This window comes from Microbulbifer sp. GL-2, assembly GCF_007183175.1.
Classification (GTDB): Bacteria; Pseudomonadota; Gammaproteobacteria; order Pseudomonadales; family Cellvibrionaceae; genus Microbulbifer.
In genome coordinates, this window is record NZ_AP019807.1 from 459,221 (window position 1) to 483,147 (window position 23,927).

4 protein-coding genes are annotated in these 23,927 nt (G+C 54.6%); 2 read left to right on the forward strand and 2 right to left on the reverse strand.

Translation table 11 applies throughout. From position 1 onward, the window contains the following. Positions 1-1,251: 1,251 nt before the first annotated feature. Positions 1,252-1,749 carry a hypothetical protein gene (locus GL2_RS02095; protein ID WP_143729075.1) on the reverse strand — a complete coding sequence of 166 codons (498 nt, stop codon included), beginning with the start codon at positions 1,747-1,749 and terminating at the stop codon, positions 1,252-1,254. Beyond that, entirely contained in the window at positions 1,746-21,974 is a 20,229-nt protein-coding gene (locus tag GL2_RS02100) for an RHS repeat protein (RefSeq protein ID WP_143729076.1), read from the reverse strand. Before GL2_RS02100 ends, GL2_RS02095 begins: the two co-directional genes overlap by 4 nt. A 311-nt stretch (positions 21,975-22,285) precedes the next feature. On the opposite strand from GL2_RS02100, the gene GL2_RS02105 reads away from it, so the two are divergent. Both GL2_RS02105 and GL2_RS02110 read left to right on the forward strand, forming a co-directional pair. Continuing rightward, positions 22,286-22,861 carry a hypothetical protein gene (locus GL2_RS02105; protein WP_143729077.1) on the forward strand — a complete coding sequence of 192 codons (576 nt, stop codon included), beginning with the start codon at positions 22,286-22,288 and terminating at the stop codon, positions 22,859-22,861. 3 nt (positions 22,862-22,864) lie between these two features. Continuing rightward, positions 22,865-23,221, forward strand: a complete 357-nt coding sequence (locus GL2_RS02110; protein WP_143729078.1) for a hypothetical protein — start codon at positions 22,865-22,867, stop codon at positions 23,219-23,221. Positions 23,222-23,927: the final 706 nt, after the last annotated feature.

The following is a 23,927-nucleotide window of genomic DNA, read 5'->3' on the forward strand; positions in this document are numbered from 1 at the left end:
ACATGTTGTATGCTTATGGGATTTTCTCTATTCTTGGTCACCTCACGGAATCCATACGAGCCGCGCTTACGTTCTCCAGCCAAAAAGCTTCTATCAAACCTTCGCTACGCTTCACTTGTGAAGCTGTACCGTACTTCCTCAATACAAACACGATCATTTTACGAACAAGTGCAAGTGGCTAATTAATTAGGATACGCTATATATAGCATGGTGGTTTGACATGGTGTTTTTATTCAATTTCGAAGTGTAATCTGTATACACCTACTCTGTAATCAAAACACTTTTCATACTAAATATCATTAGTAAAGCAGATATCCTCTGGGGCACTTTATTATATCTCGGTTGGATCCTAACTATTTAAGCCTGATATTACGGCTGGACCACTATCCAGGGGTGGTAGATTAGGGGCGCAGGTATTAAAGCCACAAAAGTAAGGTTTGATTCGCGAAAGTAGGTCGGCGATTCTCATGCGGATCGGCTTTCCCTTTGGGCACAGACTCTTTTTCGGCTTACCACTGCTAAAGCAACTACTGGGATTAGCGGATGCTCTAGGCTTGGTCGCTATACAGGTATACAAACACTAGGGGTACCGGCTGTATTACTGTCGAGCTTTTCTTTTTACCTTTTACTGCCAAGTCAATCAATATCAGACGTTTTTGATCGATTATTTTGTGTACATACGATCCCGGCCCTAGGAACCTTCCTATTTCCCGCTCTGCTTACTATCAACGACAAGAAAGACATAAACAATGGAGCCAGGGCGCAACCCTTTTGCTGCTGGATCACTATTTAGAGCTAGTGGATTGGAGTGGTCGACATTTAGACCCCAGAAAGCGCGGCACCATTTCTGAGAACATTCCTCCCATTCTTGAGCGACTGGGAGTCTCGCCAAAACACTGGCTCTATCTCAATCGAAATTTTGAAAGCCGTTTTAAAGGTTTGGTAGGGTCTGCTGAGGCCGTACGAAACGCTTGCAGGCAAAGCGCTGGGTACACGGCATAAGCGCCTGTCGACACTACCTTTCTGCCACCCCCTGCTAGTTCCCACCCATTCTCTCGATACTACTTTCCACTTTTTCTCTAAAGTCACAGTTTTTCTAAGCCCAAGCATAGATATGCAGCATTTCACGTCCCCTTAACTATAAGCAGAAAGAAATAGCCATTGGAACTAGCGCCAGCAACGCTGCTGGCGCCTTTCTCTAATCTATGGGTATTCAGAATTAATTTTCAACTCCAATTATTTTCAATCATTCTAAAACATTTCACCGTGATTCGAGTATTCATCAATAATCCAAATGAAAGCCAAAAAAATAACCGCCAAGTCAAGAGCATCTCCATTTTCAACACAAGCAAAAACCTGCATTGGCAACCAAAATTTCCATGGATGATATTTAACAACTATCGAGCCGCCACCACCCTTCTTATCTACTCGAAAATGACTATACCTAAAAAAATTCATAAATCCGCCATCTGGCAGCAAATCCACTTCGTAGCAGCATTCTTTTCTCAGCCTTGAAACCACTTCCATTTTGTATACTGATTTATTTGATCTAACTATATCAAACCCTCCAAAATCCGCAGTTTCAATAGCGCGATCGAGGAGGTGAATCTCTGCAAAGAAGAGCCCTTCTTTCTTAATAGCAATTGACGTCCACCCGTACGAGAATGAGTAATCTTTTAAAAAAGAATCTCCATCGTACAATCTCAAAGAACCGTCATTTTTAACCAGTTTTAGTGAGAACTTCATCACTCCTCACTTTTCCATACATCAAGCTCTCGCTCTTCACCTCTCAACTCAATTGCAAACTTCAAGTTAGGCAATCCGAACTTAAAGTTAAACGCCGAACGGACATTAGATGTGCTCATATTCATTCTCAGGCCAGTTTCGAACTCAACTTTCATTAACTCACGCAGTGACTTATTTGGAATAAATGCATTAAGTTTTTTAAAAGCTTTAGGCAACGGTATATTTTTCTCTTGTAAAATCGCACTTCTATCGTTCCCATTATAGTCAAATGCAATCCTTGTGACCTCATCGACGTTATATCTTAACCTGTCTCCCTTCCCCCAAAGCTCTGCATTTTTAAACTGTAAGCCATAAAAATCGGTTCCCACCACAAATTTGGTTTCTTGCCCAAGCCTTTTTTCTGTACTGGTTAAGGAGAATCTCACATCAGTTATAGTCTCACTTCTTACTATCTCTCCAATAGTATGTGATGTTTCCCATGTTTCAGTAATACTATCCAGCGTTCCGACTCGAACATCCTGTGACATTACTAAGCCTCCTAACCATAGCCCGGAGTCAATCAATCCAAACCCAAGCTCTCTGGGTAACTCAGTGAATGCCACTGCACCAGTCAAACCATAACCACCAGTGATAGCTGTCTGCGCATTATCCTGCCGTATACCTGTCTTTAACCCTTCCCACTCAGCAAGCATATCGTCATATGGTGAGTAATCGGCAAAACTATTAAGCTTCCCACTCCAGTAGTATGTTGTATCAACCAATTCACCCCAAGGGTCTTCTATAAGTGCACTCCCAGCCTCTTTCCAATAACTCCAGTCAAATATTGAAGAATCAGATGCACCTATGCTGACCTGCATTCCTCCTTTTACCTGCTGCCAAGCGGAATAACTGTTAATTGAGGCAATCAGATCAGAAAAATCAGTCCCACCAGGTGCAATCAAACCTGCATCGGTCCATGTATTTGTAGGAGTCGCCAGTTGATATTGTTCTGCAAAGCTCAGCTCAGCGTAGGCCTGCTGAGCGGCTACCTGTGCACTACGTTGAGCAGTTTTCTCATCCAGCACAGCATTAAATTGCGCTGAGTGCATCATCACCTGCGTATTCCGCTGGATCACCGAACTGTTAGACCAGTAGTCCTTTTCACTGCCCCAAATACCACTTTGGCTAGCAGTCACCACCAATTCCTGTCCTGACCAGCTGGAAGTTATATTGCTTGTTGAGCTACTGAACTGTTCAGTAAGACGTTGTTCTCCAGTACTGGTTTTTTCATTGCTAGTAACTGAACCCGCATCCAGACCGCCGCCGGCAACCGGCTCACCATCACCACCTAAGCGCTTGATCGAGCTTTGAGCGACTCCGGCAGCAGTGGCAATTGCCACACCACCCCAGTCAAAACTGTCACCCCAGATAGCACTCTGCACTGACTCGTTGATCAGGGCGCTGGTCAGCTCTCGGCCCACGTCGGCTCCGATTGAGCCTCCAGCTTGCAGAACTCCACCGAGTACTCCCGATTCACTGGTTTGTGAAAAACCTTCCGTTAGTCCCGAAGCAACACCGGAGGTAACCGCAGAGGTGGCCACGTTGCGCCAGCTAAAGCTCACATCCTTATTAAACGCTTTGTTGATGCCGTAGCTGCTAACCACATTGCTCGCGCCGAGGAGCGCTGAGCCAGCCCAGTTGAGCTTACTCACCCCGTCGACCACTTTGGTGAAGCTGTCAATTCCGTTCAGGTAGCCGGCCGCACCCACCGTTGCCATCGTGGTAAAGCCTCCTATAGCCACATCGCTCCAGCTAAAGTCCTCCTGCATCCCTAGGCCCATCGCAGTTACTTGGCTGGCAATCGAGCCCGCGGCACCCGCCACAAATGCGGCCCCAAAACCGAGACTACCAGTGGCAATAGCACTCGCGCCCGCCGTCATCATACCGCCGATGCTAGCGCCGGCAGCCGCAGCGAAAGCACCTGCTGTCAACACCGTGGCCACCACCGCAACCACAATCACCAGGATCATACCCAGCGCACCACAACCGCCGTCGTTATCCACCGGCGGTGGCGGCGGCACATCCGGCAGGGTCGGGGCGGTATCCCCCATCTGCAGGGCGCCGTCTACCGGGCGGAAGGTATCGCTGTTGTTGTGGATATTGGTAACCACATTGGGCAGTTCGAGGCGCTGGCCTTTGGTCAGTACCTCGTCGCCCTTCATGCCGTTGGCATCGGCCAGGAGATACCACAGGCTGGAGTCACCCCAGACCATGGCGGCGATGCTCTGCAGGGTCTCTCCGCCCTGGGCCTCGAAGCTTGAGTAACTGGCCGTGGGATAGTTGGGGTTGATCGGCTGGTAGTTCTGGTCGAAGTCCGCCGATTGCACCGCCTGTACGTGGTCGCCATTACTGTGGGAGTGGCGATTGCCTGCTCCTTCAGCTTGGGCCAGGGCTTTGACGTAGTCGTAGCGGCTGGGTACCTGGTCGTTGCCCACATCGCCGACGGCGTGGCCGTTGAAGTAGTAGAAGTGGCGCATCTCGCGGCCGTAGCTGTTCTGGCCGTCGTCGTTGATCTCTTCGCGCACCAGGGTGCGGCCTTCCTTGTCAGTGACATATGCGATGGCGCGCTGACCTTCCACGTCGTAGACGCGGCGGATATGGCCATTGGAGTCGTAGGTGTAGAAGGCTTCGCCGTTCTCCCAGCTGTCGCGCTGCTTGGGGTGTAGGTCCTTGTTGTCGGCGCTGATTACCACCGACTTGGTTTTGTAGCTATCCCACTTTTCGTAGGAGTTGTACAGCGTGGTCACCGTGGGGGCGGCGCCGTCTTCGGGGTAGGCGCTGGTGATGTTGGTGTCCACCGTCTGGCCGTCACCGAGGAAGGTGTTGCGGCTGCGGATGACTTCGTCGGTGGCTAAACCATTCTCATCGTACTGGGTGGTGGCGTAACCCAGTTGGATACCGTCGGCGTTGTAGTAGTTGTCGGTGGCGCTGGACAGTTTGCCGGCGGAGTCGTACTCGTAGTAGGCGGTGACCTGCCCCGCATCGTTGTTGACACGGCTGGCGCGCAGAACAAAGCCACTGCCCTGGTCGATATGCACGGTGGTGAGGCGGCCGTTGCTGTCGTAGGCGTACTTCTCGCGGATGCTGCCGTCACTGGCGCGGCTGGCGAGATAGCGCTGGTCGAGGCCGTTATAGGTGATGGCGGTGCCGGTTTTACCCAGGACAATCTGGCCGTTTTCAAACTCGCCGAGGGTGAGGGTGAAGCGGTTGTTCTTGTCGTAGGTGTAGTAGAACGATTGCGTCTTGCCGTCGATGGTGCCGTCGAGGTTGTCGACGTAGCGGCCGTCGTAAACACTGCTGACGCTGCGGCGGTTACTAAAGGCGTCGAAGGTGTAGTCGATCTGGTAGGCATTGCCGTATTCGTCGTAGCCTTCGATGCTGGTGATACGACCCTGTTCGTCGTAGACGGCATTGCTGTGCTGGTACACCACGCGGCCGAGGTTGTTGTACAGGTCGTTGGAGCGGTAGTAGAGCTCGCCAGTGCGGTTGCCCGCTTTGTCGTAGCGGTATTCGGTGACGGCGGGGGCGATATCGCTGTTGGCGGCGGTCTGGTCGCCATCGGCAAGGCCGTTGTTGCCGTAGTCGTAGGTGCGGAACAGGTTGCCGTTGTGGTAGTAGGTGTAGCGGATATCCTGGTTGTTGCGCGCTTCCCAGGTGCCGTCGCCGCTCAGGGCGGTATTGCCGGTCTGGCGCGATAGCCAGCCGGCGTAGTTGTAGGCGTATTCGATGCGATGGCCGCCGAGGTCGTCGTGCCAGACGGCTTTGCCGAAGTAGTCGACGGCGTCACTGAGTACATCCTCGTGGGAGGACTGGTTCCAGTCGGTGTCCACCACGCCGCCCATACCGGACTTGGCGATGGCGGTGATATACCCCCCCAGCTGCACTTGATCGGCGGCGCCCTGGGCCTGCTGGCCGGTGGCGGCGAGCACATTACGGCTCACCGCATCGCTCCAGGCGTAGGCGTAGTCGGTGATCTTGCCGTTGTAGCTCTTGTACTGCAGTACCCGGCCCATGCCGTCGTAGCGGTAGGTCTCCTGGCCGACGGTGCCGCTGCTGCCGACACTGCCACCGCTGTTGAAACTGGCGTAGAGCACAGGGTTAGTGTCGCCGTAGAGGGCGTTGCGGTGGCGGATGCGGTTGCCAAACTCGTCGTAGTCCCACTCGTCGTAGCGACCGGAGGCGCTGTAGCCGTAGTCAATCGCCAGGGAACTGTCCTGGAAGCGGTTCATACGCACCAGTTGGTTATTGGCGTCGTAGTGGTAGGCCACCTGGTAGTAGAGTGCACTGGTGCCGTTGCCGCGCTCGTTGGCGCGGTACACCAACTGGCTGCTGCCCTTGAGGTTGCCGGCCTGGTCGTAGACCTGACTGTCGTAATCGCCCTCGCCGTCCTGGCTGGCAATCAATAAGCCGGCCTCATAGTCCTGCAGGCGCACCTGTTCGTGCTGGGTGTTGTAGTTGGTAACAGCGCTGCGGGTGGCACTGCTGGCGCCAGCGGCAGCCTCAGCCCCGACTTTCTCCATCACCATTTCACCAAAGGCATTGACGCCGTATTCGGTGGCGGTGTGGGCGCGGAATTTGGTCATCTGCTCGGTGTAGACGTCCGCTTCCGGCTTCAGCTCCTTCACCACATTGCCGCGCTGGTCGTACTCGTACAGGGTGGTGTTGCCGTTGTTGTCGATCGACGCCACGTTCTCGCCAAAGGCGTTGTAGCTGGCGTGGTGGGCGATCAGTGTCTCGTCGTTGGCGGCACCGGTCAGTTGCAAGGCGATATTGCGGATGGCCTCGCGGTTGTACAGGCCGGTCTGGGAGTAAAAGACTGAGGTGTAATTGTCGCCCTTAGAGGAGACATTGTGGGTGTAGGTGTTGGTTTTTACAGTTTTGGTGATTTTATTTTGTAAGTTGGTAACGGTCGCTGGAGCAGCATTGTTGAAATTGCCCTTAGCTTCATTAATTACCGTGCCGCTGCTGTTTTTTACCTTCATGGTGAAGGCGAGGCTGCTGCTGTTGGACATACCAGTGGTGCCAACATTGGCCATACCATTGACAACGCTGGCCGTTACGGTTTTACCATCAGCAGTAAACTCTACTGTTTTTGCAGAGCTGTCGAGGTTAAAAATACGAACGTATTCATCAGAGGTTTTTGTTGTACCTACGGTATTAGCAGCAATAACCGCACTACCCCACTGACTTCCAAATGTCTTTATTGATACAGCCGTTGACTTAGGGCTAGGCGGTGTACTGCCTATGCTGGTACTGGAGCTTCCAGAAAAAGTAAATGTTCCATTACCGGTAATCTCTCTTTCTACTCCATCAACCTTAATCGTCGCTCCAGCTACCGACGGAAAATTAGAAATAGTTACATTGACTTGTTGTTTGTATGTATAGCGATAAACATTTCGATCGTGCTCACCATCAAAAAATAGAAATTCGCTACTGACGTGTGTGATTGCCCAGTTATACTTGACTACCATTTCTTTGGTATCAACTTGCCCAGGCTTACTGATAGCTCCCTGCCCACCAACCGCAGCATAAGTCGTCTCATTGACTCGCGCCGAATCACTGTAAGCCAGGCTCGTACTTCTCGAGCTGCCCTGCTTCGAAGACCGATAGCCGGCAGACAACCAGAACTTATTCACCTCCGGTAGATGCTCAAGGCCAACCCCTTCCCCCGGCAGACCCACGCTGCCACTTAAACTGTCGGCACTGTTGCTGTAGAGGTCCACTGCATGCAATACCAGCCCATCTGCGCTCAGGAATGTCAGCGATACCGCTGCGGCATTACTGTTGAGCGCGATGTCCATGCCATCGCTCCAGTTGTACTGGGTGTTGTTCATCACCACCTGGCCACTGGCATTCTTCGCCAGCACTTTGACCTTGGTGTTGTTGCCGAACACACTGGCCACGTCGCTGCTGTCGAGACTCAGGGTGTTGCCGTTCACCGACCAGTCCAGGCTCGGCATGACCTGCAGGGGGTTGTTCTGCGCATCTTCCAGGGCGCTGTCCGCGGCACTGTCATCCGCCTGCAGGAAGTCGCTGGTGATGTCGTAGTTGTAGGTGTTGGTGGTGATCACCACTTCGCGCCAGCCGTACTCGGTGTTGCCCTTGGACAGGGGCACAAAGATATGTACCTGCTCTTCCACTTCGATACGGTTGGTAAACACGGTAATGGTTCGGCCACTGTCGAGGGTGACCTGGCGGCTGGTGTAGTAGTGCCGGGTATCCCGTTCGATATAGCCTTTGTGGCTGCCCTGGCTGGTGCCATCGAGCTGGTAGCTGGTACTGCCCAGCAGCCCGGCGAGATCGGTTTGCTGTTTGGCGGTGAGCCCGAGGTCTTCAAAGTTGAGGCGCGGGTCGTTGCTGCTCAGGTAGAACAGTTCATCGGTGTTGTCCTCCCAGGAACGGCTGCTGTCCACGGCGGTGGCGCCGCCGGGGTTGCTGGCATAGCCTTCGCCTTCATTGCCCACGTAGCCAATATTGTTATCGCGCACAGTCTTCTGCACGCGCTCGGCGGGCATGCTGTGTTTGTTATTCACCGCGGCATCGGCGGTGCTGGGCATATTGCTGTTGTTGAGGCTGACCCAGACCGTAGAGTTACTGGTGCTGTTGGTGGTTTTTTTGCTGGAGCCAGTGCTGGTGATGCTCGGGTTAGTGCCCGCTTTGCTGTCCACCGCATTGATCACTTCAGAGCCGTCGTTGTCCACGTCCCAGTTCACATCCAGATCGGAATTATCAGTGGGCGTCGCCAGCGGGGCATCCACTACGGTAATCAACTGGTCTTCCTGATCGTACAGGCTGTACTTCCACTGGGTCTCACTCTGGGTGAGTTCATTCATAGCCTGCCGCGCGGTTTGGATTCCGCTCAGGCTGTTGTTGTTGATCGCGGTAATTTCTAAAGTGGCATTGCCGTTCTGGTCGTACAGGTAAATACGCGGGGAGCCGTTGTCGGCGTTGGTTTTAAATAACCGTCCGAGTTCGTCGTAGACGTAGTACTCCTGGTATTTACCACCAATCACCGAGTCACGGACATCGGTATTAATGCCCTTGCCGATAATCTGCCCGTGGGTGTTGTAGGCCATATCGTGCTGCACCAGGCCGCCCTGCTCGGTCTTGTCGACGTTGTTGCTGCGGGCGATCTCGCGGCCGAGGGCGTCGTACTGCAGCCAGGTGGTGACCTGGCTCTGGGCGTTGTCGATATCCGTCTGTGTTTTGCTCTGGTAGACGGCGTTGCCGAAGGCGTCGAAGTAGAAGCGGGTCTTGCCTTCGTAGTTGGCTTCACCGCGGTTTTCCCGCGCGTCGCGGGTCTCCACCCGCTTGCCGATCATGTTGTAGTGGTGGCTGGTAACCTGGCCACCACTGTCGTTGTGCACTATCTCGGCGGTGCGGTTGCCGAACAGGTCGTAGCGGTAGCTGATGGTGCCGCGCACACTCTGGCCGCGGTAGTCGGTGTACTCGGCGCCGCGGGTTTGTACCTGCTGGCCGTACACGTTGTAGTCAACACTTTCCACACGGCTGTCTGCGGCGTTTTCATCGCCGTCGTAGCGCACGGTGGTGGTGGCCCAGCCGTTGCCGTCGTAGTCATGGCGAGTCACCAGGTCACTGCTGACCCGGCTGACATTGAGGGCGGTGCCGGAGTTGCTGATGCGCACGAAGGATTCCCCTTTGGTGCGCTCTTCCAGCAGTAGTCCGCGGCCACTGTACACATATTCGGTGGTGCGCTCGTCGCCGGTGGCAACATTGGCCACCAGGGCAGCGCGGTTGCCACCGTAGAGGTTGTCGAGCCAGGCGTGGCGGGCTTCGTTGTCGGCGGGGGCGCCGAGCTTGGCGAAGTCGAGGGCGCCGGCGTAGCGGGTTTGTGCCGTGATCTGGCCAAGACCGTCGTAAATATACTCGGTGACATAGCCGAGGCGGTCTACTTCCAGTACGCGATTGCCGGCGGCATCGTAGAGGGCGAAGCTGGCCTGGTCCTTGCCGTCGATCTGGATAATGGGGTTGCCGTTGGCATCGTAGAGCGCTTGGCTGCCCTGGGTGCTGCCGAGGCTGAAGCCGTTTTGCAGTTCCTGCTGGTCGCCACTGGTGGAGTCCGGGGCCACCAGGTTGTTGAGGTCGAAGAAGACCCCGGCATCGGATTCGGTTTTGGTCACCAGGTTGTTGGCGTTGTACTGGTAATGGGTCGTGCGTCCGGTGCTGGACTCGCTGCTCTGCAAAGCCTGGGCGTCGCTGCGCCAGTGCTCGACACTGCTGTCGAGGTTGAGCCCATTGAGGCTGCCGTCCCAGGGGCTGCCGTTAATGGTGAGACGCTGGTCGTAGCGGGTCTCGCTGCGCAGGTTGCCGGCGGCGTCGTGGCGGTTGTAGGTCAGGCCGCCGTCGGTATCCAGGGCGTACACCTGCTGGTCCAGGCGGTTGTAGTGGTAGGCGCTGGCCTGGATCTGGCCGTGCTGGACACCGCTGGCGCTGCCGTCGTCGTTCAGGCTGGCATTCTGCAGACCGCGCTGGCCTTCATACACCAGGCGGCCGAGGGCGTCGTAACGGCGCTCGGTCACCGTGCGCATCGGCACCGTGTCGATAGTGCCGTCGAAGTCGGCACTGCTCTGGGCGTTGCCTGTGGTGCCGATAAAGGCGGGACCCAGCAGTGTCAGCAGCTGGCCGTTGTGGTCGTAACGCATATAGCGGTTCTGGATACCGTATACCGAGGCCTTCTCCTCCCCGGCGCTGACATCCCAGTAATAGCCTTCCGCTTCGAAGGTCTTATCGAAGGCGTTGTAGTTGTACTTGGTAATGGCGCGCACCAGGGTGGTACTGGTCTGATGCGAGGTCAGTGTGGCGTAGTACTCGTGCCCGGTCTCCTGGGTCACCCGCCCCTGGGCGTCAAAGAGATAATCCGTGCGCGCGCCGCGGGCGTCGATCATGGCGGTGCGGTTGCCGGCAGCGTCGTATTTATAGGTGGTGACATTGGCGGTGGCGTGACCGTTGATCAGGTCGTAGCCGTACTGGGTGCTGGTGAGCAGCTGGCCGCGGTTGTCGTACACACTGACGCTGTGGCGGTCGCGCACAGCATCCTGTAAACCGCTGAGTAAAGCGTCCAAACCGGCGCGGTTGAGAGCGGCGATATCGGTGCTGTCGGCCAGCTTTTGCGCATAGGTGCGCACGTCCACGGCCTGGCCGAAGGCGTCATAACTGTACGTAGTAACGGCACCATCCGGGGTCACCTGGTGGGTGAGCTGGTTGTTGGCGTCGTACAGGAAGACCCCGGTATTGCCGTTGGGGTCGGTGGTGGCGACGATATTGCCGAAGGCGTCCAGCACCGTCTGGGTGCTGCCGCCGCGGGCGTCGATCTCACCCACTTTGCGCCCCAGCTGGTCGTGCAGCTGCTGGCTGATATAGCCGGGGCCGCGGGGGCTGACCAGCTTCTCCAGTTCGCCGAAGGCGTTATAGCCAAAGCGGGTTGTCGCAACCTGCTCGTCGGCACCCAGCTCCGCTTCTGTGAGATTGTGGCGGTTGTCTATGGTGCTCTGTTCCCAGTCTGGCAGACCACTGGTCTCTTCCATCAGGCGACCCAGTTGGTCGAAACTACGGAAGGTCACGCGCTGTTCGGCCAGACCCTTGGCCTCAATCGTGCGCCAGATTTCGCCGAAGGTGGTGTAGGTATACTCAGTGATTACCCCGGCACTATCGGTTTCTGTATGCAGTTTGCCGCTGGATAAATAAGTGTACTGGCTGCTGCGATCCTGGGCGTGGGCCAGGGTATTGGTATTGATAGCACTGGGGTCGGTGTTTTGCGCCACCGCTTGGCTGTAGTGGGTCTCGCTCAACACCTGCCCCAGGGCATCGTAACTCCAGGTGGACAGATAGCCCTGGGTTCCGTTGGCTGGGACCTGCTTGTGAGTCAGGCGGCCGGCGGCGTCGTAGCTGAGGTAAGTCTTGTAGCCCAGTGGGTCGCTGATCTGGGTGCGATTGCCGAGGGCGTCGTACTGGTAACTTTCAACGTAATCCCGCAGGGCGCCATCCGCCCACACTTTCTCGGTGAGGCTGGCCTTGCGCCCGGCAGCGTCGAACTGGGTGACGATCACCTGGTCGTGCTGGCTGCTGGCGCTGATGCCCAGGTCCGTTGCTCTGAGGTCCGTCCAGCTGCTGGCGGCGGGTACACTGATGCCGTTGGCGTAGCGGATCACCGTCTCGGTATCGTTGCTATCGTCGTAGCGGGTCTCGGTGACATGGCCGAGACTGTCGACAGTATGGGTGCGGCGACCGGCGGCATCGTAGATAAAGGTGCTGTGGCGGTTGTCTGCGGCTTCCGCGTTCAGCTGGGCAGTGGTCTCGCTGGCGAGGTTCAGGGCACGGGCGTAGGCGATCTCACCGACTACTTCACCGCGACTGTTGTACAGGCTCTCGGTGACATAGGCGTATTGCACCCCGCCCTGTTCGAACAGCCGCAGGGTGTGGGTCTGGCGGCCGGCGGCGTCGTACTGGTAGCGGGTCTCGCGATCTTTACTGCTGTCGCGCACCAGGTCGGCCACAGTTTCGCTGGACGGATCTATCCTGTCGGCATAGCGGATCACGGCGCTGACGCGCCCACTGCTGTTGTACACCGTCTCCGTCACATACCCAAGGGCGTCGATAGTGTGAGTCAGCTGGCCGTCGTCGTTATAGACGTAGCGGGTGGTGCGGTCCCAGCCAGTGATGCTGTTATATATCGCTGCCACCGAGGGGATATCCAGGGTCGCCGGCAGCCTGAGGGCGCCGTGATGCTCTGTACTAACAACCAGTTGCCCGGCGGCGTCGTACTGCCTTTCCCTAGCGGTATACCAAGTGCCATCCGCTGAGTGTGGCATCAACACAAAGCGCTCACGCCCCAGTTCGTCGTAGACAAAGTAGGTGCTGTGCCCCAGGGCGTTGGTTATCGCGGTGCGGTTGCCGGCCTGGTCGTACTCGTAGCGGGTGGTAATGGCGAGGCCATTGGGATCGAGGGTCTCGCTCAACACCCGGCCCAGCTCGTCGTAGCTGTAGGCGGTGGTGCGCTTGATCGTGGCGCTGCCATCAATACCCCCGCTGAGGCTGCCCTCCTGCACTTGCAGCACATTGCCCTGGCCGTCGTAGCGGTACTGGGTCAGCAGGTTGAGGCCAGAGCCATCGCTGCTGGCATCGACAATCACCCGGCTCACGCGGCCATTTTTATCGTACTCGGTGCGGGTCACGCTGCCGCTGGCGTCCACGCTTTCCTCATAGCGGTGGCCGTAGCGCTGGGTGGTGGTCAGGTTGAGACCACCCACATCCTGGGTGCGGGTCAGTACCCGCCCCTGGGGGTCATAGGTCAGCTCGGTGCGCACGCCACTGGCGTCGACACTGGCGGTGAGCTGGCCGGCGGCGTTGTACTCGCTGCGGGCACGGTTATCGAGGGCGTCGGTGGTACCGGTCAGGTTGCCCTGAGTGTCGTAGTCATAGCGCACCTGGCGCAGCCAGCTGTCCCCGACTTTGATGGAGACTTCGAAGGTCTCACCGTGGATATTGTTGACGGTGCGAGTTTGTACTCCCTCTGGAGTGGTGACAGTCTGGCTGCGGCTGGCGTCGTCGTATTCGTAGCGGGTACTGCGGTTCAGCGCATCGGTGCGGGTCAGTACCCGGCCGAAGGCGTCGTAGCTTAAGTGGGTCTGCTGTTTCAGGGTATTGGTCTGAGTCACCAATTGTCCCAGGCGGTCGTAGGCGTAGTCGGTGCTAAAACCGCGCGCATCGGTACTGGATACCGCTTCGCCGAAGGCGTTGTACACCGTATTGGTGCCCACGCTGGCGAAGGGACCACTGCTCAGTTGCGCACTGCTCGTTTCCAGTTCACCACGGCGACTGTAACTGAAGTCCGTGACCGCCTGGCGGCTGTTGGCAACATCAATCGCCCGACTTAAACGGGTGCGTTCGCCAAAGGCGTTGTACTGGGAGGTGCTGACAAAGCCCTCGCCGTCCGTGCTGTTGTCCACCTGGCCGCGCTGGGTGTAGACGGTGCTGGTGACGGTGTCTTCACCAGCGACAAGGCTGGCCGCCAGGCTGTCCAGGGTGGCGGCGTCGCCGGCCAGGCCCAGGTTGTTGAGCGCGGTATTGCTGAGGCGGCTGGCATACTGGCGGGTGCCGGTCACTTCGCCGAAGGCGTTGTGGCTAAAGCTGCTCAACTGCCATTCGAGGGCGTTGTTACCGGGGTTGAACACCGGTGCCAGGCTGTACTTCAGCAGGCCGTCGGCACTGTAGGCGAAGTGGGTGGTGTAGCCATTGGCATCGGTGCTGCTGATACGGCGACCGCTGTCATCGTAGCTGTGGCTCAACACCACCCGACCCTGGTGATCCCGCTCGGCGATCACCCGGCCCTGTACGTCGTACTCAAACTGGTAATCCCGCGCCTCGCTGTCGTTGGCACTGAAGGTGGGGTCGCCCTGGTAGTTGTCCAGGTAGTTATCCAGGATGGAGCCACTGGCAATAATGCCGCTGCGGCTGCTCGCCAGCTGGCCGCCGGCGGTATAGGTAAAGGTGCTGGTGTTGCCGGAAGCATCGGTGGCGTGGGTCACCTGGTTGCGCCCGCCATAGCGCCATTCGCTGATGCGGTCGTCGCTGGAAGTCAGCGGGCGCACCTGTCCCAGGCCGCGGTCGCTGCCCAAAGAGAGACGGGCCGGGTCGTTGTCCACCGAGGCCAACGCGCTATTCAGTTCATTGAGGTCGTATAGCGAGTCCGCATACTGAAGGCTTTTTACCCGGTTGCCGGCTACATCGTATTTGTGCTCGGTGACATAGCCTTCGGCATTGATCTCGGCCACTTCGCGGCCCTGGCCGTCGTAGAGCCAGTAGCTGCTGCGATCCGCCGCCGGATCTGCGGCGGGGCGCAGGGTCTGCAAGGTGCCGCTGTTGAGCCAGTGACTGCTCTGGTCGTAATCCGCCACGCGGTTGGCGTAGCGGGTGCTGGATACCAGTTGGCCGGCGCGGTTATAACGGTACTCGGTTAGATAACCCTCCGCATCCAGGGTGGCCGAGACCCGCCCGGCATCGTCGTAGAAGCTGCGCTCAATACGCGCATCTGCCAGGTCCACCCCCGTGGCGGCGGCACTGAGTGCCTGGGTATAACTCTCGCCGGCGGCCAGGGTAAAGCGCCCCACCCCGCTCTTGCTCACCGGGGCGCCGCCCACATCCAGGGTGTAGGACAACTGGTATTCATAGACGCCGTTGGGGTGGCTGGCCTTGTCCAGCTCCACCGCGCCTGTGGCTGGGTCGAGCGACAGGCTCTCCCAGTTAGAACTGCCCAGCGGGCGGATAGACAGGTTCACTCCGCTGGCAGCATAGGGTTCGTCCAGCCCCAGGCTCAGTTGCGGGTTGGTCACCGACTGCAGCTGGCGCCCCACCTGCTGCTGGAAGCTGGCATCCACTTGGCTGCTGCCGCCGATATAGTGGCGGGTCACCTGCACGCTGTAATCTCCATCGGCCAGGGTCTCGCCCACCAGCAGGTTGAGGCGCCCGGCAAAGGAGCCGTCGCGCAGGGTGGCGGGGTCGATCCAGGTCTGTGTGGGCTGCGCGCTGATGGGGGAACCGGTGGCGTTGTCGATTACCACGGTTTCCAGATAGGCGATATCCGCCGCTTCGGCGGCGCTCAGATAGCCTTCAAGGGCGTAGCCTTCGGCGCTGCTGCGCTCATAGCCCGGCACGGCCCAGCTGGCGGGTTTGGTACCGCTGTCGTTGGCGGCAAAGGTGCCGGACAGGGTGCGCAATAAACGATCGTTATCACTGAGACCGTTGCCGTCGGCATCGCGGTAGGTGGCGATACGGTATTCGTAGTCGCCGGACAGTTCATAGCCCAGGTTGGCGGTGAAGTCGCTGCCGTGCTGCAGCAGGTCGGCACTGTGCCAGGCATTGCTGTCACTGCTCGGGATATTGGTTTTAATCTCTACGGTGCCGATACGGCCGCTACCGCGTATCATGAACCAGTCAACTTCGTTTACGGTGATATCGGGGTCCAGGTAGAGCACATCTGCAGCAATATCCCGCTCGAAAGTCTGCCAGTTGCCGTCCAGGTATTTGGTATCCAGCGGGAAAATATAAAAATTAGTATCGGAGCTGGATGTGTGGATATACGGCTTGCTTACCGTTGAGCTGTACTGCACAAAGGCCGTACCTTCCGAGGTCTCGATTCGGTAGTAAAGCCGGGTAGTTCCGGAGAGTTTAACCTCTGCTTTTGCTGTAGTGCTGTTGGTGATATTCCAGCTTTCAAACTGCGGATTTTTACTCAATATAAAACCGTTATTAACATCGTCTCCAGAGACTTCAATAACATCGCGCTGTAAATCAGCATCGTAGACTTTAATAGCGGTGGCCCCAGGGGGATCGTTATCGACAATCTGCCAGTGACTGGCATCCACACTGTCACTTCCGTTGAAGCGATGAGTAAGCATATTGCTATCACCGCCTACGCGGCGGTATTCCAAGCGGGTAACTTCGCCCGCAACAGGGGTATAGACGGACTCGGACCACTGGATTACCCGGTCCTGTACCGGCTGCTCCCCCACTTCCACCGGGAAAGCCGCTCTCACACTGCTGCTGCCGTCGTCGTAGTGCAGGGCCAAGGTCACACTATAGGCCTGCCCCGCAGCCAATTCAGAGCCGATAGCCAAATTGACTTCGCCGTTGTAGTTGCCAAACAGCTGCGGAAAGGTCTCGGCAGTGGATACCAACTGGCCGCTGCTATTTTTAACCTGTGCGACAATTTTATTGAGAGCGGGATCACTGCCAATAAAAACCGGGTAACCCTGAATGGCGTGGCCACTGCCACTTTGCAGGGAGACCACGCTGTACTCGAAATCGAAACTGCTGGCTTTGGTAGAGCCCTTGCCCACTGTCAGCGACGGGTTGCCTGTGGTCTTTTTAACTTCAATTCCGTTTTGCTCGTAGCGAATACGGAAATTATAGGTGCCCTCCGCAATCGTGCCATCGTCCACATCACCGAGAATGACTTTAAGGTTGGCACCGTCCTCTAATACCGGCACCGACTTCCAGACATTGGGAGATGCTTCATATTCGAAGATAGTTTTATCACTGCTCACCGGGCGCGAGCTTACCGGCCATTGGAAACTGGTGGGGTGGTGTTCGGTTTGGGTGCCGATTTCATAGTCAAAGGTGTTGGTGCCAGCCTTTTTCCCGTGCAGGTCATAAGTGGTGACTTCCACTTCGTAGCGGCCATTCCCCAGTTCCCCCTTGCCGGTGGGCGTATGGGTATCCACTTCAATGGTGCCTATCCGCCCATTGCCACGGATATAAAAGGCTTTAATCTGCTGCACCTCGGCAGCCGGATCCAGGAAGGCCACATCGGCGAGGATATCCCGCTCGAAGGTATGCCAGTTGCCATCCAGATATTTATCTTCCAGCGGGAAGGTATAATAGGTCGTATTGGATGAAGAGGAAAAATTGATATAAGGTTCCTGCACACCGGAACTGTAGCTTACATAGGCCGGCCCCTTTGAAGTCTCCAGTCGATAATAAAGAATTGCTTCGCCGGACAGATTCAGCTCCGCCCGAGCCTTGGTACCATCGGTGATATTCCAGGCATCGATTTGGCCACCCTGCAATGTGCGGAAACCATTGCTGGTACCATCGCCGGAGATCTCGATAACATTGCGCTTTAGTGTGCTGTCATACACGCTATTAAGGGTCGCACCAGCTGGAGTGCTGTCGTAAATCTGCCAATTTTTGTTATTGATATTCTGGCTGGTGTTAAAGCTGTGACGGACAAAGTCCGCAGAAATATTGAGGTTACCGTTATAGGTATAGTTACTGGGATTTTCCGCTTTGAGCCAGGCTAAATAATCCGCCGGGTAATCGGTACCGCTATAAATAACCTGACCGCTAACCTTATCCCGCACCACGATATCGGCGCGGGAGACCGATGCTGCTGTACCTTCAGAAAAATACCCGGAAACACTGGATGCAGTACCCACTTGGACATATTTAGTGGAGGCGAACTTAAAGTTCGCAGTGGCAGAACTGCTATCGGTGGTTTTACCATCTTTATCAACAGCAAAAGTTCCACCAGCCGACTTCACCACCTGATTGCCGTCGACATACTCGATCAGGTATTCATAAGTTGTTTTTATCCCCGTATCACCTATCACGCCGAGATCCGCAATGTGATTGGCACCCTCTACAGTTGGGGAAACACTGGTCCAATCATCGTTGCTGCCATTTACACGATATTTAAAAACTGCTGCGGCACCATCTGGCTGGGTGGAGGCGGGCCAGGTAACTTCTGTGGAATTATAAAAATATTGCTTCCCTGATTCATACACAAGCGTATCAGTAGAAGTCTTGTTGTCAGATGTAGTTATCGAGAGGGTTACATCATACTTCCCAGACGGCAACGCCCCCCCGATACGTAAATTAACTTTCCCATCCCAATTAAAACCATCACCAGAAATATCTTGTGGGTAAGTCCAGGCAGTATAGGTTTGCCCTGTTTCCTGGTTTTTTGAAACAGCCTTAATAGATTTAATATTTGTTGCCGAAGAATATTTATTGACAGCAGTCGAGCCAGAAACAGATTTTACTTGGGCGCGAAAAATTGTGCTCTTGCTTTGATTTGAAGTGGCGATAGTAGTAAAAGTATTTTCACCACGGAGCATCACCTCGCTACCGGAATAATAATCTACTCGATAGCTAAAGGTACCACTACTTGGGTTATCAAAACTAACTGTATTTGTATGACCACTCGATGAAAAGCTCTTAGCTATCCAAGATCCACTACCGCTCTTATAATAAAATTTAGTGATTTTACCCTGAGCATAAGTTGGATCAGTCCAAACTAAACGAGTTCCTACATTATAAGTTTTTGTTTGAGTATAGCTATTTGTAGCACTCAGCCCACCAATAACAGGCTCCCATGCTCTATCCCCGCCATTCCACCTCCAGGCCTGCCTGTATTCTTCAGCAATAACTTTTACAGTATATTTTCCTGCAGGCAAGTTATCGCCATAAAGCTTTGTAAGGTCAACACTCCCATCCCAGCTGGTAGAACTAACCGTATAAGAAAATGTTCCATCATAACCAGATGGTAGCGAAGCATCGGACCGAGTAACCGCGACATTTATTTTCCAATATCTAAAACGGCTTGTAGTTCCACTTCCACTCGTTGTAGAGCGGGAAGTAAATGTTCCAGATTTAAGTTTAGTGCTGCTACTTGCTGAATCTACATTAGTGTGCTCACGGTAAATGGTAACCGTCTTACTTTGCGATTGTGCACCACCAATATTTTGTAGAGCCACTGTGGAGAATGATAAATCTCCTTCCAACTGTGGATTCCGGCTCGTGAGGGGGCTGGCCACACTCAACGTGCGGCTATCAGTATCCGTAAACTGCTCTGCAACAATCGCCGTGCTGGCATAAGTATAGGGCTGTACCGGCAGGCGGGTATAGGCAGTAGTAATAGCACTGCCACTCACCCTTTCTATTTGCGTATTTTCGACCCGCGCATTAGTGGTGCCACTCAGGACGTAGGGATTTTGCGCCGGGCGTGTGGTGGCGGATTGACTGAGGTCGATACTGCCACTTTGATTGACAATACTGCGCTGGTTAAAACCGAGGCTGTCTGCCTGGGCATAACTCTGCTGCGGGTCTACCCACTGGGTGGCGCTGTCGCTGGTAACGCTGAGGTTGGCATTACTGGCTGCGTAGTTAGCCGCTAGGGTTGCGGTGGTCTCTCCCTGGGGATTTTGTATTTTTACACCGTACTGGGTGGTGCGCAGCACCTGCCCCTGGGCATTGTATTGGGTTTCACTCAGGTAACCTTCGCCGTCCACAAAGAAACGCACCTGACCGGCGTCATCGTAGTATTGGTAAGTACTGCGGTCATTGCCGGGCACGGCAGTTGGGCGCAGGTCTGCCAGGGTGACACTCTGCTCAATGCCAATCACATTGCCGTCATTGTCTTTCTGCAGCAGGCTCTGCAATTGGCTGCCGCTGAGTCGGTTGGCGTAGTGCGTGCTTTGTACCTGCTGGCCTTCAGTATCGTAGTGGAATTCGGTGATGGCGCCGGAGGCGCTGATCACGGCTACCATCTGGCCTTTGTCGTCGTAGAGGCTGTGGCTGATAGCGCCAATCGCGTCCTGGGTGGCGCGGATACGCCCGAGGGTGTCGTAGAAGTAACGGGTTTCACCGAGGGTGGCATTGCCATTGGTGGTGTCGTGGCGGATTTCGCTGATCAGACTGCCGTTGGTGGCGTAACTGCGGGTGACCTGCAGGCCGTCGGCATCGGTGCTGATCACCTGGGCTTGCGCGTCGTTGTACAGGGTGATGCTGGTGTGCCCTTCGGCATCGGTGCTGCTGAGCAGGCGGCCGAGGCCGTCGTAGACATAACTGGCTTTATAGGTGCTTGAGTCCTGCCCGCTGCCGCGGGGATCTATGGTGCTGCGCAGCTGGCCGTTGGCGTCGTAGACGGTGTATTGAGTGGATTCACTGCCGTCGGCAATCCCCTGTCCGTTGCTGCCCACCTGACTGTAGCTTGTGATGCTGTAGACCTGGCCGCGGAAATCCAGGCGGGTGTCACTTCTGCGGGTGGCGTTGTGCAGGTTGTTGGCCTGGATATCGCCCTGGGTATTTTGCACCCAGCTATTGAGGCTGGCATAAGTGAAGTCGACGGGGTTTCCGCTACTCGCTTCGCTGTAGTTGGCGGCATCAAACTGGTCGAAGTAGCCGTGCTGCAAGTAGGTAATGGCACTTACTGTGCGGGCGGGAATGCCGTGCTCGGCGTTCTGTGCGGCATCGCTGTAGCGGGTTTCCTGGACGGTGCCGTCGTGGCCAATCACAAAACGCAGGCGCTGCTGGTCATCATAGACGTAGTGGGTGACACGAGCTTCGGCCGGTTGCTCGGCACCATCGCCATCGGGGTCCGGGCGCAGGTAGACCGTTTCTTTACTCAGCTGGTTATAGCTGTCGTATTCCCGTTCGACCGTATTGCCCTGGGCGTCGCGTACCAGGGTCTGGTTGCCGCGGCTGTCATATTCATAGACGGTGGTATCGCCGCTGTGGTCGGTGAGGCTCAACAGGTTGCCGTCGGCATCGTAACTGTACTGGGTCAGTTCGCGCACGCCACTCTGGTCGGCGGGGGCTTTCATCTCGGTGATGCGCCCGGCGCTGTCGAAGGTCAGTTCGGTTTGAATACCAACCCGGCCGCTCACTGCCGCTTCCGGATTACTGATTTGAGTAATCGTCGTTTTGCGATTGGCCAGGTCGTAGCTGTAGGTGGTGATACGGCGGTCGCTGTTATCAAATTCCTGCGCCATGCCACTGGCATTTACCCGGCCAGTGTGCACTTCGGAGATACGGTAGTCCCCCTGCCCATCTACATTCGTGTAGTAAAAGAGCATCAGGGTACCGTCGCTTTGCTGAACTGAAGCGACGCGGGTACTGTCATCATGGTACCCATAAGTAGTGGTGTACACATTACCGTCGGCGATACTGCTATCTTGCGGGGACAGGTCGACGGTGACAGTTTCCAGGCGGCCCTGGGTATCGTAGCTGTAGTGCAGGCGCTGCTCAGTGGCGCCATCACTGCTGACGGTCACTGCGGTAACGCGGGTACCGGTATAAGTAATCGCGAGTGTCTGGCCGGCGGCATCGGTAATACTGTTCACCAAACCACTGCTGTTGTGGCCAAAGGCTACTTGGCGGCCTTCGGCATCGACGCGGGCCACCAGTTTCCAGTTGCCATTGATATTGCCGTAGACCTCTTCGGTGCGACTGGAGCCTTCACGCCACACCCATTGATTATTACCACTGTCGAACACAATCTGGTCGTGTGCACCGGCACCATCAGGGGAGATATAGGCCTGCAGGCTGGCATCGTAGGTGTATAAAGTCTCGGCACCATCGCCACTGATACGGGTGATCTGGCTACCGGGCTGGTTGGGCGTACCAACCAAATTAGTCAGCTGATTGGAGAAGTTAAAGCGAAAGCCGTCATTGTTATCGCCATCCAACTGCCCCTGGCTGTTGTAAGTACGCAACAGGGACAAGTCCAGGCCAGAGGCCGCAACAAACTCATCCTGCTGGCGCAACACCAGGTTGCCAGTGGATGCATTGACGTAGATAGATTCACGTCCCTGTCCAAAGTTCGCCGAACCCACACCGGTCTTTATGCTATTAAACAGACCCAGTGCTTCTCCGCTGATAACGGCGACCATAACTCCCCCTAAGATATATCCTGTCTAACCTGCACATCTACAGGCTTTGTTTACTCGGCTTAGCACCAAGTTTTTGATGTCGTTTAGATATATATCCGGAGATTGAGGGGAATCGTGCAGGGGAAATTTAAATAAATTTTGGCGAGCAGCGATTCACGACTACTGCAAAAGGTGTGACTTACTGTCCACGCAAAAAATCTCAAAATGCGAGGCATACCAACAAACAAAGAAAAGAAAATTTTACTTAGGCAAGAAGGCTAGCTGCGATGGAATATGGCAGGTAGAATGTAATCGAGTAACAGGAGATACCCATGTCATTAAGAATCAACGACGAACTTGACGCTGAAGAGCTATTCCACTGCGCACTTGAAGCAAGTAACCTCAAGTACCATGAAAGAGCTATTGAGCTGTTAAAACGCAGTATCTCACTTGAAGATCATCCCGCAAAACGCCTGTTCCTCGCAGCAGAGCATGCTGAAATCAAACTGTATGATCGCGCTATTGAGGGAATGCAAACTACTATCTCTTTGGCTCCAGAGTTGTGGATCGCACATTTCCAACTGGGTCAACTCTATTTAGTGACGCAAGAAATTAGTGAGGCCAAGAAGGTATGGAGTCATCTCGTTAATTCAACAAACTCTCCCAGCTACTTTCAAGAATTCGCGCGGGGGCTTTTAGCAATAGCTGACGGCAACACCGAAGAGGGGATTGAATTATTACGAGGAGGGATTGCCGAAAATAGCGAAAACCCGGCTCTAAACAAAGACATTGAGAAAATCATTGAGGCCACAGCCAATCAAGGCTCCCCTCAAGAAAAGCCGCAGATAAAAAACAACGAAAACAGCGCCGTAAATAAAATGCTTCTTTCTAAATACAGCCAAAATTAACCCATGAAAATAACTACAGACCAAAACCTCACAACCCTTTTAAACAAACTAAACGCACCACCCCGACAACGAAAAAAATCTTCATCAAAGGACGAAGCCTCAGAAAAATCAAGCTCAGGTATATTGAGCACTGATGAGATATTAAAAAATAAAATAATAAAACTCCATAAACAAGGAGAGAATCTAGAGTCTTTAAAGAAAAATTTAATCAGCACAGTACTCGCTGAAGAATTTGAGCAAAAAATCCCTATTGAAAATTTGCAGTCAATGATTAAATCAATCACTGAAACCATGAGCTCCAATAGAAAAATAAACTCACAGCTAGAAATTCTGATTCAAAATATAGTAGAAAAAAAGTAACCCCTCTAACTGAGCATCAACTAAAGCTGACAGCTCCCCTATCAGAAAACTCCACAAAAAATATATCTTCGCTCCATCTTCTACGCCTCCGCCATACTTATAACTTACGACCAGCCTCCAACCTGCATAAATTCTGGGGACGCAGATTAAAAGGATATGTGGTTACCAATAAATCCCAAAGTTATCGTCTAGGTTAGCCAGGAACAGAAGATGCTCATCATGATCTATAAGCTAGATTGCCAACAAAAGCGACACACGCCTGCCTGCTAAACACTTCAGCGTACTCCAATAATTTAACATTTTTCGTGGCCGGGTATTGATGCGAAATACCGTATCGTAATTCTAAATTTTCGGCAGCTTGTCAATTTTCATACCTTTCGAGAAGAAACTCCTCAGTGACCCATTTGTATTTTCGCTCAATCCATGCTCATACGAATAGTACGGCTTAGAAAAATATATATTCCAGACTAGCTTCCACGTAATCGACTCACGGCCGCATATTGGCCACCGTAGTCCAAGCTTATGGTTTTACCCACTATCTGATATGGCTTCAGCATCCGCTTAATAGCATGCTTACTTCTGTTTGGAACCCTGCGAGCAAGCAGTAGCGTAGAGGTTTGCTCTACCAATGCCACTAGGTGGCCATCTTACCCGTAAACTATGTCGCCTTCCGAGTACCCAAGCTCTGTATTTTAATCAACAATCA